Source organism: Enterobacter sp. BIGb0383, from assembly GCF_003751845.1.
Lineage (GTDB): Bacteria > Pseudomonadota > Gammaproteobacteria > Enterobacterales > Enterobacteriaceae > BIGb0383.
In genome coordinates this window covers 95,049-108,152 of the sequence record NZ_RJKQ01000008.1, presented here as the reverse complement: position 1 = coordinate 108,152, position 13,104 = coordinate 95,049, and the positions used below count along the sequence as shown (strand labels likewise).

The window sequence follows — 13,104 nt, the reverse complement described above, 5'->3', positions numbered from 1 at the left end:
GTCAGGCCGGTGTTTATGCCGTTGTGCCGTGTCAGTGGAGGCGCATTATAGGGAGTTATTCCGGGCTGACAAGAGGAAATTTAAAAAAAGATTCTGTTCGCTCAATTTCCAGGCATAACGTCCGTTTTCTTACCATTTAGCGCACAAGATGAGCGATTTCACGGGCAAAATGAGCCACCTGCTGCCAGTCCGTATAGACCACTTCTTTACGCGTATCCGTTTCCCCGCCCGTCATCTTCATAATCAGCCGGATCATAAAGCGGTCAAACCAGCGATAGCGTGGGTAACGCAGCGCACCGGCAAAGACCGCACACTTATCTGGCTGCCACGGCGAGTTGAGTAAAAACTTGCGCGTATAGTTGTTGGTCTGAGGCGTTCGCTTTTCTGCTTTACGTGCGACCAGATTTACCGAGTAGAACGCGCCAGGCAAACTGTTGAGCGTTTCGGCATGCTTCTTAACAAAGCGATCCAGCGCCGGGTGAAAGTGACCATAGCGAATTGAAGCACCAATCACCACGCGCTCATAGCCGCGCCAGTCAATCTCATCGGTACGGTTCAGGTTAACCAGGTCGGCAGACACCCCCAGCTCTTTCAGCTCAGAGGCAATACACGCTGCGATCTCTCGTGTTTGACCATCGCGCGTGGAGAAGAGAATTAATGTTTTCATAGTGCGCTCCTGTTAGTCGCGCCAGAACGTGGGAGTGAACAGCACCAGTAGCGTGAACACTTCCAGGCGGCCGAACAGCATATTCACAATCAGGATCCACTTCGCGACCGGATTCATACTGGCAAAGTTATCCGCCACGACGCCCAGTCCGGGACCCAGGTTGTTCAGGGTCGCCGCGACGGAGGCAAAGGCCGAGAAGTCATCTACGCCGGTGGCGATGATCGCCAGCATGCTGACAATAAAGACCAGCGCGTAAGCGGAGAAGAATCCCCATACCGCTTCCAGAATACGCTCCGGCAGCGCACGACTACCAAGCTTAATACTGTAGACCGCATTGGGATGTACCAGACGTTTCAGTTCGCGGTTGCCCTGCTTAAAGAGAAGAAGGATACGAATGACCTTCAGGCCACCGCCCGTCGAACCGGCGCAGCCGCCAATAAACGCAGAGCACAGCAACAGGACCGGCAGGAACAATGGCCAGCGGGCGATGCTGTCTGTCGTAAAGCCGGCGGTGGTCGCCATCGACACCACCTGGAAGAAGGCCTGATTCAGCGTCGTCATTGCCGAGTCATAGGTATCATGGAACCACAGTACCAGCGTGCAGATGAAGACCAGCGTCAACTGCACGCCGATAAACATGCGAAATTCCGGATCGCGGGAATAGACCTTCAGGCTGCGGCCGCTAAGCAGCGAAAAATGCAGGCCATAGTTACAGCCGGAGATCAGCAGGAAGATAGCAATAATAGTGTTAATCGTCGGACTGGCAAAATACCCCACGCTGGCGTCATGCGTTGAGAACCCCCCGATCGCAATCGTCGAGAAGCTGTGCCCAATGGCATCAAACGCAGGCATTCCCGCAAACCACAGCGCCAGCGCGCAGGCCACGGTCAGCAAGACGTAGATAAGCCACAGGGTCTTGGCCGTTTCCGCAATACGCGGGCGCATTTTGTTGTCTTTTAGCGGGCCGGGCATTTCCGCACGATAGAGCTGCATCCCCCCGACGCCCAGAATAGGCAGAATCGCCACCGCCAGTACGATGATCCCCATCCCGCCAAACCACTGCAGCATTTGACGGTAGAAAAGGATGGCGTGCGGAAGCGAGTCCAGTCCAACCAGAGTGGTCGCCCCGGTGGTCGTTAAACCCGAAAAGGATTCAAAGAACGCATCGGTTACCGTCAGGTTAGGACTTTCAGCGAAGATAAAGGGCAGCGCACCGACGCTGCCCAGTACGGTCCAGAACAGAACGACGATCAGGAAGCCTTCGCGGGATTTCAGCTCGCCTTTTTCACGGCGATTCGGCCACCACAAAAGAGAGCCAATCACCAGCGCAGCAAAAAAGGTCTGGGTAAATGCCCGTCCGGCACCATCACGGTAAATCAGGGCTACCAGCCCGGGAAGAATCATGGTCCCGGAGAACAGAATGACCAGCAGTCCAACGATTCGGGTTATGGCGCGAAAATGCATTTCTGCCGCTTCCTTAAATAGCCAAAAAAGTAAACCGGGGATTATTCTTCAATCGGCAGCAATTGCAACGCGCCGCGGCTAAAATCGGCCAGTTTTTTCGAAAAGGCCGTCAGTTCAGATTGAGGAAGCGCCACGCGCAGACGGACAGAGGCCTGGTAATCGCTGGAGACAATCTGCCCGGCAAATTGCCCAAGCAGCGTGTCGATACCGGCCAGCTGCCCATACTCGCACTGCAAAGTATATTCGGTTAACGGCGTTTTGCGGGTCGTTATCAGCAGATTCAGCGCCTGCGATACGCCACCGCCATAGGCCTTCACCAGCCCGCCGGTACCCAGCAGAATACCGCCATAGTAGCGGACCACCACGGCGGTGATCTCACCGACGCCGCAGCCCATAAGCTGGGCCAGCATCGGTTTGCCTGCGGTCCCTGCCGGTTCACCGTCGTCTGAAAAGCCCAGCTGCTGAGAGTCATTGGGCGGCCCGGCTACCCAGGCCACGCAATGGTGACGGGCATCGGGATGCGCCGCCCTGACCGACTCAACAAAGGCTTTCGCCGCCTCCACGCCGTCCGTATGCGCCAGCAGCGTGATAAACCGGCTCTTCTTTATCTCTTCAACAAAGGTTACCGGTTCAGCCGGGACCAGCCAGCTCTCCATTACGCCAGCTTCAGGTCACGCGTCATATTTTCCACGCTGTTCTCGTGGATCACCACGTTATCTTCGATACGGATGCCGCCAAACGGCTTCAGCGCCTCAATTTTCTGCCAGTTAAAGTGCTTACTGAACGCCCCGTCGCGCCACGGCGCCAGCAGGGATTCAATAAAGTAGATGCCCGGCTCAATCGTCAGCACCATCCGCGGCTGAACCACGCGGGTGCAGCGCAGGTACGGATACTTCGACGGGGCCGCCAGGTGAGTGCCGGTATCGTCCTGCATGAAACCAGCGACATCGTGAACCTGCAGGCCCAGAGGGTGGCCGATACCGTGCGGCATAAAGGGACCGGTAAGATCCTGCTCGACCATCGCCTCTTCACTCATATCGGTGACGATCTGATGGCGGCGCAGCAGTTTGGCAATGCGCTGATGGAATTGGATATGGTACTCGACGTAGTTGATGCCCGCTTTCATCGTCGCGATCAGCGCCAGCTGCTCCTCATTTACGTCTTTGATCAGCGCAGCATAGTCACTGTCGCCGCTGGCAGCCCAGGTACGGGTGAGATCGGCGGCATAGCCGTTGTATTCCGCGCCGGCATCCAGCAGGAAACTGCGGATTTCAGAAGGCGCACGCTGATCCAGCTTCGTGTAGTGCAGCACGGACGCATGTTCGTTCAGCGCCACAATGTTCCCGTAAGGCACATCCGTGTCGCGATGACCGGTGGCGGTGAGGTAAGCGAGGTTGATATCGAACTCGCTCATACCTGAAAGGAAGGCTTCATGAGCGGCACGGTGGCCGATAACCGCGGTTTTCTGCGCTTCACGCATACACGCCAGCTCGTAATCCGTTTTATAGGCGCGGTAGTAGTGCAGATAATCAATTGGCCCTTTTGGGTTGATGTTACTCGCGGCGATCCCCAGACCCAGCGCACGTTCAGGCACCGGTCCGATATAGGCGATATTGTCGCGTGCGGCAGGAAGCAGGCTGCCAATGCCGTCGGCTTTCGGCAGGGCGATAACCTCTATCTCATCGGTCCAGAAGGATTCCGGCAGCGGCTCCACGTTATGCCAGTAATCGACCGGCAGATAAAACCACAGCTTCGGCTTGTTAACGCCGTCGACCAGCAGCCAGCAGTTCGGGACCTGAGTCACCGGCACCCAGGCTTTAAACTGCGGGTTGACCTTAAAGGGATAGGCATGGTCATCAAGGAAGACGTTAAACAGTTCACCAGAGTGAATAAGTAGCGCATCCAGCTTATGACGCGCCAGTACGTCACGCGCACGCTCTTGCAATGTAACAATATGATTTTTATAGAGTCCAGCCAGTGATTCCATTGTTTCACCCTTCTGTTTACGTCACTCGAATATCGGGCATCTTAGCATACCTGCCTGTGGGTGCGTGATTTCCGCTTTGCGTGATCGGCCTTGCATTTTCTTAAACGGAAATTTGCATTTTATTAACATAAAATCCACAATCCGCTCATCTGGTACGACCAGATCACCTTGCTGGATTCAGGAGACTGACATGCTCTATAAAGGCGACACCCTGTACCTCGACTGGCTGGAAGATGGCATCGCCGAACTGGTGTTCGATGCCCCAGGTTCGGTCAATAAGCTCGACACCGCGACGGTGGACAGCCTCGGCCACGCGCTGGAGGTTCTGGAAAAACAGGCGGATTTAAAAGGGCTGCTGCTGCGTTCAGAAAAAGCAGCCTTTATTGTCGGTGCCGATATCACCGAATTCCTTTCACTCTTTCAGGTTCCGGCTGAACAGCTGAGCCAGTGGCTGCATTTTGCCAACGGCGTCTTTAACCGTCTGGAAGATCTGCCCGTCCCGACGATTTCTGCCGTCAACGGCTACGCGCTGGGCGGCGGCTGCGAATGCGTCCTGGCAACCGACTATCGTCTGGCGACGCCGGACCTGCGCATCGGCCTGCCGGAAACCAAACTGGGCATTATGCCGGGCTTCGGCGGCTCGGTGCGGTTACCGCGTCTGCTGGGTGCCGACAGCGCGCTGGAGATCATTGCCGCCGGTAAAGATGTCGATGCACAGCAGGCGCTCAAAATCGGCCTCGTCGATGGCATTGTCAGCCCCGAGAAACTGCGCGAAGGCGCGGTGGCGGTTCTGCGTCAGGCCATCAGCGGCGATCTGGACTGGAAAGCCAAACGGCAGCCGAAGCTGGAGCCGCTTCGCTTAAGCAAAATAGAAGCCACCATGAGCTTCACCATCGCCAAAGGTATGGTGATGCAGACCGCCGGTAAGCATTATCCGGCGCCGCTCACGGCGGTAAAAACCATTGAAGCCGCCGCTCGTCTTGGCCGCGACGAAGCGCTTGCCCTTGAAAATCAAAGCTTCGTCCCGCTGGCTCACAGTAAGGAAGCCAGGGCGCTGGTCGGCATCTTCTTAAACGACCAATACGTCAAAGGCCAGGCGAAGCAGCTCACCAAAAACGTCGAGACGCCTGAACAGGCTGCCGTGCTTGGCGCAGGCATTATGGGCGGCGGTATTGCGTACCAGTCCGCCTGGAAAGGCGTGCCGGTGATCATGAAGGATATTAATGAGAAATCCCTGACGCTGGGGATGAACGAAGCCGGCAAGCTGCTGAACAAGCAGCTGGAGCGCGGGAAAATCAACGGGCTGAAGCTGGCGAGTGTGATTTCAACAATCCAGCCCGTGCTGGAATACAGCGGATTCGATCGCGCCGATGTGGTGGTCGAAGCCGTCGTCGAAAATCCAAAGGTCAAGAAAGCGGTGCTGGCGGAAACGGAAGATAAGGTCCGTTCGGATACCGTGCTGGCCTCCAATACCTCAACGATCCCGATTAGCGAACTGGCCAGCGTCCTCAAGCGACCGGAAAACTTCTGCGGGATGCACTTCTTTAACCCAGTCCACCGTATGCCGCTGGTCGAAGTGATCCGTGGTGAAAAAACCTCGGATGAGACCATCGCCAAAGTGGTGGCCTGGGCCAGTAAGATGGGCAAAACGCCTATTGTGGTCAACGACTGTCCTGGCTTCTTCGTTAACCGCGTGCTGTTCCCTTACTTTGCCGGATTTAGCCAACTCCTGCGCGACGGTGCAGATTTCCGCAAGGTCGACAAAGTGATGGAAAAACAGTTCGGCTGGCCGATGGGCCCGGCTTATCTGCTGGACGTGGTCGGTATCGACACCGCTCACCATGCCCAGGCCGTCATGGCAGCAGGTTTCCCGCAGCGAATGCAGAAAGATTACCGCGATGCCATCGACGCCCTGTTTGAAGCCGGGCGCTTTGGGCAGAAAAACGGCCTCGGGTTCTGGCGCTATAAAGAAGACAGTAAAGGCAAGCCGAAGAAAGAAGAAGATAATGCCGTGGAGAGTCTGCTGGGCAGCGTCTGCCAGCCTCATCGCGACTTCTCAGACGACGAGATTATCGCCCGCATGATGATCCCGATGGTCAACGAAGTGGTGCGCTGTCTGGAAGAGGGCATTATCGCCAGTCCGGCGGAAGCGGATATGGCGCTGGTCTACGGGCTCGGTTTCCCACCGTTCCACGGCGGGGCTTTCCGCTGGCTGGATACGCTCGGCAGCGCCAGATATCTCGATATGGCGCAGCAGTACCAGCATCTGGGCCCGCTGTACGAGGTCCCGAACGGCCTGAGCGAGAAAGCGCGCCACAACGAACCCTACTATCCCCCGGTTGCCCCTGCCCGCCCGGTGGGCGGACTGAAAACGGCTTAAGGAGTCACAATGGAACAGGTTGTCATTGTTGATGCAATTCGCACCCCGATGGGCCGTTCAAAAGGCGGCGCCTTCAGGAATGTACGCGCAGAAGATCTTTCTGCCCACCTGATGCGCAGCCTGCTGGCGCGCAACCCGCAGCTGGATCCGAGCGCCCTCGACGACATTTACTGGGGCTGCGTGCAGCAAACCCTGGAGCAGGGATTTAACATTGCCCGCAACGCTGCCCTGCTGGCGGAAATTCCCCACTCTGTCCCGGCGGTGACCGTTAATCGGCTATGCGGTTCGTCGATGCAGGCGCTGCATGATGCAGCACGGATGATCATGACCGGTGACGCGCAGGCCTGCCTGGTCGGCGGCGTGGAGCATATGGGCCATGTCCCGATGAGCCACGGCGTCGATTTTCATCCGGGAATGAGCCGCAACGTCGCCAAAGCGGCAGGCATGATGGGCCTGACTGCGGAAATGCTGTCGCGCATGCACGGTATCAGCCGGGAAATGCAGGATGCCTTTGCCGCCCGCTCCCATGCCCGCGCCTGGGCCGCAACACAGTCCGGGGCGTTTAAGGGTGAAATCATCCCGACCGGTGGCCATGACGCCGACGGCGTTCTGAAGCAGTTTAGCTATGACGAGGTGATCCGCCCGGAAACCACCGTGGAAGCTCTTTCCACGCTGAGACCGGCTTTTGATCCGGTGAGCGGTACGGTGACGGCCGGAACCTCTTCCGCCCTGTCAGACGGCGCAGCCGCGCTGCTGGTGATGGCCGAAAGTCAGGCCCGAGCCCTGGGTCTGAAGCCGCGTGCCCGCGTGCGCTCTATGGCGGTGGTCGGCTGCGATCCGTCGATTATGGGCTACGGACCGGTTCCGGCGTCAAAGCTGGCGCTGAAAAAAGCCGGACTGTCGGCGAGCGATATCGATCTGTTTGAGATGAACGAGGCCTTTGCCGCGCAGATCCTGCCGTGCATTAAGGATCTGGGACTGATGGAGCAGATCGACGACAAGATCAACCTGAACGGCGGCGCGATTGCCCTCGGGCACCCACTGGGCTGCTCCGGAGCACGTATCAGCACCACTCTGATTAACCTGATGGAGCGCAAAGATGCCCAGTTTGGTCTGGCAACCATGTGCATCGGGCTGGGTCAGGGGATCGCGACGGTATTCGAACGAATATAAGAGGAGTATTCCTCAAAGCCATTGCTGCCATAGCGAGCGCAGCCAACGCAGTTATGGCGACAATGGCGAAGAGAGAATTTAGTTGCCGTTTTTCCCGCCTGTCAGGGGCGGGTTTTTTGTTTAGATAAAGGCAAACGCATCCCCGAACAGGCGGTCTTCACGAGCCTGACGCTCATTGCAGAACAGATCGCGGGCAATTTTCGCCATTTCAAAACGGCCAGCGATGTAGATATCGTGCTCCGCCAGGGTGCCGTAATCCTGCAGCACGGCGGTTAACACCGTCCCCGAACGACCACGCCAGCCCTCTTCCGGCTGCTCGACAACCGGCTCCACCCGCAGATTCGGGTGATCCACGCTCAGCGCTTCCAGCTCCGACAAATCGTACAGATGTTTCTCTTCGCGGCCACCCCAGTAAATGGCGATCTCACGATTCGGGTTCTGTGCCAGAGCGGTCAGCAGAATAGAACGCACGTAGGAGAAACCTGTCCCACCGGCAATCAGCACCAGAGGGCGAGAGTCGTCTTCTCGCAGCCAGGCATCACCGTGTGGAATATCCACGACGATTTCACGCTCTTTCAGAATACGGTCCATGACCGCCATGGCATACAGATTGAGCTCAGACGCACCAATATGTAATTCAATAAACGCTTTTTCGTCCGGCGTAGAGGCCAGGGAAAAAGGACGTTTGTCGCGCTCATCCATTACCACCATCAGGTACTGGCCGGCACGGAAAGAAAACGTCGCTTCCGGTACTAAACGGACGCGGTACACGGTATCGGTGATGGCTTCTACCGAGGTCACTTTACAGCTTAAGGTTGTCATGCGCTCCCTCTGTCGGGTCTGTCTCGTCATACATCGATTGCAGGCGCGTTGGCTGCGTTACTTAGGCTCAGTGATAATAGCCAGCTCATCCCAGATTGCGTCGATACGCGCCACGACGTCAGGATCCTTTTTGATCGGGCGTCCCCATTCACGTTGGGTTTCACCGGGCCACTTGTTGGTCGCATCCAGGCCCATTTTCGACCCCAGACCGGAAACCGGTGAGGCAAAATCCAGATAATCTATCGGCGTGTTTTCCACCAGAACCGTATCACGCGCCGGGTCCATACGGGTAGTAATGGCCCAGATCACATCGTTCCAGTCACGCGCATTAACGTCATCATCACAGACGATAACGAACTTGGTGTACATAAACTGCCGCAGGAAAGACCAGACGCCCATCATGACGCGCTTGGCATGCCCGGCGTACTGTTTTTTCATGGTCACCACGGCAAGGCGGTACGAACACCCTTCCGGCGGCAGGTAGAAATCAACGATTTCCGGGAACTGCTTTTGCAGGATCGGCACAAAGACTTCATTCAGCGCCACGCCCAGCACCGCCGGTTCATCCGGCGGACGCCCGGTATAGGTCGAGTGATAGATCGCATCTTCCCGCTGCGTAATGTGCGTGACGGTAAACACCGGGAAGCTATCAACTTCGTTATAGTAGCCGGTATGGTCGCCGTATGGCCCTTCCGGTGCCATCTCGCCCGGTTCAATATACCCTTCCAGCACGATTTCCGCACTTGCAGGAACTTCAAGATCGTTGGAGAGACATTTCACGACCTCGGTTTTCGTCCCGCGCAGCAAACCGGCAAACGCGTACTCCGAAAGCGTATCCGGAACCGGCGTTACCGCTCCGAGGATAGTGGCAGGGTCGGCCCCTAGCGCGACCGATACCGGGAAACGTTCACCGGGATGCGCCGCACACCACTCCTGAAAATCGAGCGCGCCGCCGCGATGCGACAGCCAGCGCATAATTAATTTGTTTTTGCCGATCAGTTGCTGACGATAAATACCCAGGTTCTGCCGCTCTTTATGCGGGCCACGGGTCACGGTCAGTCCCCAGGTGATCAACGGTGCGGCATCTTCCGGCCAGCACTGCATGATCGGAATGCGGGTCAGATCGACCTCATCACCCTGCTGAACCTTCTGCTGACAGGGCGCACCGCGCAGCCGTTTGGTCGGCATATTGAGCACCTGTTTAAACTGCGGCAGCTTATCGAAGAGATCGCGAAAACCTTTCGGCGGCTCCGGCTCTTTCAGAAACGCCAGCAGCTTACCCACGTCGCGCAATGCGCTAACGTCTTCCTGCCCCATCCCCATTGCCACGCGCTTCGGCGTGCCAAACAGGTTGCACAGCACCGGCATTGAATAGCCTTTTGGGTTTTCAAACAGCAGCGCCGGGCCGCCTGCACGCAGGGTTCGGTCGGCTATTTCAGTGATTTCCAGGATCGGATCAACCTCAAGCGTGATGCGTTTGAGTTCACCCTGCTGTTCGAGCTGCGTCAGAAAGTCGCGTAAGTCGTGGTATTTCATGGCGTTAGTCATGGCCTCTTCGTAAGCCCTTCATTATACGGCGTTCATCAGCGGGATGCTGTCTTTTTGTTAAATTAGCGTGAACTCCGCTGCCCGCGTGGCGCGCGCACGATTATAATCTACTTCACCCCCGCGCCAGGCTTTTGTTATGCTTCGCACCGGATATAAGGGAAAAGAGAGATTATGCAAGCCTGGTATTTACTGTATTGCAAACGTGGCCAGCTTGAACGTGCCCAGGTCCATCTTGAGCGCCAGGCGGTAAATTGCCTGACGCCAATGATAAGCCTGGAAAAAATGGTGCGCGGAAAACGAACCCAGGTCAGCGAACCGCTCTTTCCCAACTATCTGTTTATCGAATTTGACCCTGAGGTCATCCACACCACCACCATCAACGCCACCCGCGGCGTCAGCCACTTCGTACGCTTCGGGACACAGCCCGCGATGGTACCTTCAGTGGTCATCCAGCAGCTGAATCTCCAGCATCCCGACGGGGTTGTCGATCCCGAGACGCCTTATCCCGGTGACAAGGTCCTGATCACCGAAGGGGCTTTTGAAGGCCTGCAGGCCATTTTTACCGAACCTGACGGTGAAATGCGCTCGATGCTGCTGCTCAATATGATGAACCAGCAAATTTCCCAGAGCGTGAAAAACACGGCTTTCCGCAAAGTGGAAGGCCGGTAGGTCGCCTAAAACTGCACGCCAAACAGCGAACGAACATTGTTATCCGTCACCTCTTCCAGCCACTGAACCTCTTCCCCGCGCCAGCCAGCGATACGCTCAAGAATGTGTTTCAGCAGCGCAGGTTCGTTGCGCCGTGAGGCGGGTTTCGGCGACAGATCGCGAGGCAGCAGATAAGGCGCATCCGTCTCAATCAGCAGCCGCTGCGCCGGGATCAGCGGCAGCAGTTCACGCAATTCCAGCCCGCGACGCTCATCACAGACCCAGCCGGTGATCCCCAGATAAAGTCCGCGATCCAGACAGTCCTGCATCTCCTCACGCGTGCCGGTAAAGCAGTGCAGCACCGCGCCGGGCAGTTTTTCCAGCCAGGGATCGAGCAGCGTCAAAAAGCGTGAGTGGGCATCGCGGCAGTGTAAAAAGACCGGCAGAGACAGTTCTGCCGCCAGCGCCAGCTGGGCCGTAAACGCCCGCTCCTGCTCCTCCGGCGTGGAAAAGTTGCGGTTAAAATCGAGGCCGCATTCGCCGATAGCCACCACTTCCGGCATCAGCGCCAGGTCGCGAATGGCTCCGGCGACCTCGGGTGTCCAGCTGCTGCTGTCATGAGGATGCACACCCGCCGTTGACCAGCACTGAAAACGCTGCGCCAGCCGCTGAGCCTGCAGACTTTCCTGGGCGCTGGTGCCGGTTAACAGCATTCCTTTGACGCCGGCAGCCCGCGCCCTTACCACGACCTCATCGCTGTCTTTTGCAAACTGCGAGCTGGTTAAATTAACGCCAATATCAAACATCGGAACTCCCATATGACAACCGCCCTTTCGGGCGGCTGGTTACTCTTTTTCGCTTTCCGCCTCGGTGGCGGCGTCTTCATCGCGGGTCTGGCGCTTGCCGGTATAGAAGCGGGAGAAGAAGACCCCGATTTCAAACAGGCAGTACATGGGGATCGCCAGCAGCGTCTGCGAAAAGACATCCGGTGGCGTCAGCAGCATGCCGACCACAAAAGCCCCGACCAGCACATAAGGGCGTTTGTCTCGCAGAGATTGTGGCGTGGTCACGCCCATCCAGCACAGCAGCACAATCGCCACCGGTACTTCAAAGGAGACCCCGAAAGCGAGGAACAGCGCCATCACAAAGCTCAGGTAGCTGCTGATATCCGTTGAGACCACGACGCCTTCCGGCGCGGTGTTGGCCAGGAAGCCAAAGGCCAGCGGAAAGACCACAAAGTAGGCGAAGGCCATGCCGATATAAAACAGCAGCGAACTGGAAACCAGCAGCGGCACCACCAGACGGCGCTCATGTCGGTACAGCGCCGGGGCAACAAACGCCCAGACCTGATAGAGGATCACCGGTGCAGACAGAATAATCGACACCATAAAGGTCAGCTTGATCGGCGCAAAGAACGGCGACGCCACATCGGTCGCGATCATGGTCGCACCCGCCGGCAGCTGTTTAATCAGCGGGGCAGAAACCAGATGGTAGATATCGTTGGCGAAATACGCCAGCGCCAGGAAAATCACAATCACTGCGATAATGCAGTTCAGCAGGCGCTTGCGTAGCTCGATCAGATGCGAAATCAGCGGTTGAGTATCTTCTACGGCCATGTTTACGCTTTATCACTCGACGAGGAAGGTGTCACGGAAGCAGCGGTCGCTGCAGGCTTGGGTGCGGGTGGTGGCGTCTCAGGCGCCTGAGCTGGCGCACTGGCCTGGCCTTCAGCGTCAGCAGCGGCAGGCGTTACGCCCTGGTGCTGCGCTTCATAATCTTTCACCACCGGATTATGGATGGTATGCGCTTCATCGCTCTGCTTTTCAGGATCGTTGACGCTGTAGGTACGCTTCATGGATTCCGCCGCCTCGCGCAGCTCATCCATCGAGGCTTTCAGCTCCGGCGTCAGGTTCTCCATACTCGCCTTTTCCACCTTTTTCAGGCTGTCCTGAAACTCCTGGAGCTTCAGCTCCTGAGTCAGTTCATTCTGTACGGTGGTGGCAAGAGCGCGCAGGGCGCGAACCCAGCCCGCGACCGTTTTTACGGCAACCGGCAGTCGCTGTGGCCCCAGTACGATGAGGCCGATAACGAAAACCAGCAGCAGCTCGCCAAAACCTATATCGAACACGGATTACACCTGCTCTTTATCGTTACTTTTGGCGGCGTCTTTTTTAACGTCATCCGGCTTGTCGGCAAGCGTCTTAGCCGTGAAGTCTGCATCCTGAGGCGCGTCATCTTTCTTCTGCTTATCGTCATCGCCCATCGCTTTTTTAAAGCCTTTGATGGAGGCGCCCAGATCGGAGCCCAGAGAGCTCAGCTTTTTCGTTCCGAACAGCAGCACAACGATCACAGCAATAATCAATAACTGCCAAATACTGATACCACCCATACCTATTCCTCAATGTTCAGACGATG

The 13,104-nt window shown here is 56.9% G+C and carries 13 protein-coding genes; 3 read left to right on the top strand and 10 right to left on the bottom strand.

Annotation, left to right across the window (positions count from 1 at the left end):
* Window positions 1–136: 136 nt before the first annotated feature.
* The 4 genes from hemG to pepQ are packed head-to-tail and all read right to left on the bottom strand — an operon-like array spanning window position 137 to window position 4,118.
* Window positions 137–667, bottom strand: a complete 531-nt coding sequence (hemG, locus tag EDF81_RS23315) for a menaquinone-dependent protoporphyrinogen IX dehydrogenase (protein ID WP_123350550.1) — start codon at window positions 665–667, stop codon at window positions 137–139.
* Between the two features lie 12 nt (window positions 668–679).
* Window positions 680–2,131 carry a Trk system potassium transporter TrkH gene (trkH, locus tag EDF81_RS23310; RefSeq protein WP_123350549.1) on the bottom strand — a complete coding sequence of 484 codons (1,452 nt, stop codon included), beginning with the start codon at window positions 2,129–2,131 and terminating at the stop codon, window positions 680–682.
* Window positions 2,132–2,172: 41 nt separating this feature from the next.
* Window positions 2,173–2,787 carry an IMPACT family protein gene (locus EDF81_RS23305; RefSeq protein ID WP_123350548.1) on the bottom strand — a complete coding sequence of 205 codons (615 nt, stop codon included), beginning with the start codon at window positions 2,785–2,787 and terminating at the stop codon, window positions 2,173–2,175.
* On the bottom strand, window positions 2,787–4,118 hold the full coding sequence (gene pepQ, locus EDF81_RS23300) for a Xaa-Pro dipeptidase (RefSeq protein ID WP_123350547.1): 1,332 nt from the start codon (window positions 4,116–4,118) through the stop codon (window positions 2,787–2,789). Before pepQ ends, EDF81_RS23305 begins: the two co-directional genes overlap by 1 nt.
* Window positions 4,119–4,308: 190 nt before the next feature.
* On the opposite strand from pepQ, the gene fadB reads away from it, so the two are divergent.
* A complete protein-coding gene (gene fadB / locus EDF81_RS23295; protein ID WP_123350546.1) occupies window positions 4,309–6,498 on the top strand; it encodes a fatty acid oxidation complex subunit alpha FadB in 2,190 nt (729 codons plus the stop codon).
* Window positions 6,499–6,507: 9 nt separating this feature from the next.
* The gene (gene fadA, locus EDF81_RS23290) at window positions 6,508–7,671 is read left to right on the top strand and encodes an acetyl-CoA C-acyltransferase FadA (protein ID WP_123350545.1); all 1,164 of its coding nucleotides are present in this window, start codon (window positions 6,508–6,510) and stop codon (window positions 7,669–7,671) included.
* Window positions 7,672–7,791: 120 nt separating this feature from the next.
* On the opposite strand, the gene fre is transcribed toward fadA, so the two are convergent.
* Together fre and ubiD are read right to left on the bottom strand one after the other, a co-directional pair.
* Complete coding sequence (gene fre / locus EDF81_RS23285) at window positions 7,792–8,493, bottom strand: NAD(P)H-flavin reductase (protein WP_123350544.1); 702 nt, start codon at window positions 8,491–8,493, stop codon at window positions 7,792–7,794.
* A 57-nt stretch (window positions 8,494–8,550) separates the two neighbouring features.
* The gene (gene ubiD / locus EDF81_RS23280) at window positions 8,551–10,041 is read right to left on the bottom strand and encodes a 4-hydroxy-3-polyprenylbenzoate decarboxylase (protein WP_184999583.1); all 1,491 of its coding nucleotides are present in this window, start codon (window positions 10,039–10,041) and stop codon (window positions 8,551–8,553) included.
* Window positions 10,042–10,212: 171 nt separating this feature from the next.
* On the opposite strand from ubiD, the gene rfaH reads away from it, so the two are divergent.
* Window positions 10,213–10,710, top strand: a complete 498-nt coding sequence (rfaH, locus tag EDF81_RS23275; protein WP_123350543.1) for a transcription/translation regulatory transformer protein RfaH — start codon at window positions 10,213–10,215, stop codon at window positions 10,708–10,710.
* A gap of 5 nt (window positions 10,711–10,715) precedes the next feature.
* Here the strand turns inward: rfaH and tatD are convergent, their stop codons facing one another.
* Genes tatD through tatA form a run of 4 tightly spaced genes read right to left on the bottom strand, consistent with a single transcriptional unit; the run spans window position 10,716 to window position 13,078 of the window.
* Entirely contained in the window at window positions 10,716–11,507 is a 792-nt protein-coding gene (gene tatD, locus EDF81_RS23270) for a 3'-5' ssDNA/RNA exonuclease TatD (RefSeq protein WP_123350542.1), read from the bottom strand.
* 27 nt (window positions 11,508–11,534) lie between these two features.
* Window positions 11,535–12,305 carry a Sec-independent protein translocase subunit TatC gene (tatC, locus tag EDF81_RS23265; RefSeq protein ID WP_123350541.1) on the bottom strand — a complete coding sequence of 257 codons (771 nt, stop codon included), beginning with the start codon at window positions 12,303–12,305 and terminating at the stop codon, window positions 11,535–11,537.
* A gap of 2 nt (window positions 12,306–12,307) precedes the next feature.
* Complete coding sequence (tatB, locus tag EDF81_RS23260) at window positions 12,308–12,817, bottom strand: Sec-independent protein translocase protein TatB (protein WP_123350540.1); 510 nt, start codon at window positions 12,815–12,817, stop codon at window positions 12,308–12,310.
* Between the two features lie 3 nt (window positions 12,818–12,820).
* The gene (gene tatA / locus EDF81_RS23255) at window positions 12,821–13,078 is read right to left on the bottom strand and encodes a Sec-independent protein translocase subunit TatA (protein WP_123350539.1); all 258 of its coding nucleotides are present in this window, start codon (window positions 13,076–13,078) and stop codon (window positions 12,821–12,823) included.
* Window positions 13,079–13,104: the final 26 nt, after the last annotated feature.

What these genes read in the sequence shown, in the direction of transcription:
- tatD (WP_123350542.1), bottom strand. Translation starts at nt 11,507, where the DNA reads ATGGGAGTTCCGATGTTTGATATTGGCGTTAATTTAACCAGCTCGCAG.
- tatC (WP_123350541.1), bottom strand. Translation starts at nt 12,305, where the DNA reads ATGGCCGTAGAAGATACTCAACCGCTGATTTCGCATCTGATCGAGCTA.
- EDF81_RS23305 (WP_123350548.1), bottom strand. Translation starts at nt 2,787, where the DNA reads ATGGAGAGCTGGCTGGTCCCGGCTGAACCGGTAACCTTTGTTGAAGAG.
- trkH (WP_123350549.1), bottom strand. Translation starts at nt 2,131, where the DNA reads ATGCATTTTCGCGCCATAACCCGAATCGTTGGACTGCTGGTCATTCTG.
- hemG (WP_123350550.1), bottom strand. Translation starts at nt 667, where the DNA reads ATGAAAACATTAATTCTCTTCTCCACGCGCGATGGTCAAACACGAGAG.
- fre (WP_123350544.1), bottom strand. Translation starts at nt 8,493, where the DNA reads ATGACAACCTTAAGCTGTAAAGTGACCTCGGTAGAAGCCATCACCGAT.
- fadB (WP_123350546.1), top strand. Translation starts at nt 4,309, where the DNA reads ATGCTCTATAAAGGCGACACCCTGTACCTCGACTGGCTGGAAGATGGC.
- pepQ (WP_123350547.1), bottom strand. Translation starts at nt 4,118, where the DNA reads ATGGAATCACTGGCTGGACTCTATAAAAATCATATTGTTACATTGCAA.
- fadA (WP_123350545.1), top strand. Translation starts at nt 6,508, where the DNA reads ATGGAACAGGTTGTCATTGTTGATGCAATTCGCACCCCGATGGGCCGT.
- rfaH (WP_123350543.1), top strand. Translation starts at nt 10,213, where the DNA reads ATGCAAGCCTGGTATTTACTGTATTGCAAACGTGGCCAGCTTGAACGT.
- ubiD (WP_184999583.1), bottom strand. Translation starts at nt 10,041, where the DNA reads ATGACTAACGCCATGAAATACCACGACTTACGCGACTTTCTGACGCAG.
- tatA (WP_123350539.1), bottom strand. Translation starts at nt 13,078, where the DNA reads ATGGGTGGTATCAGTATTTGGCAGTTATTGATTATTGCTGTGATCGTT.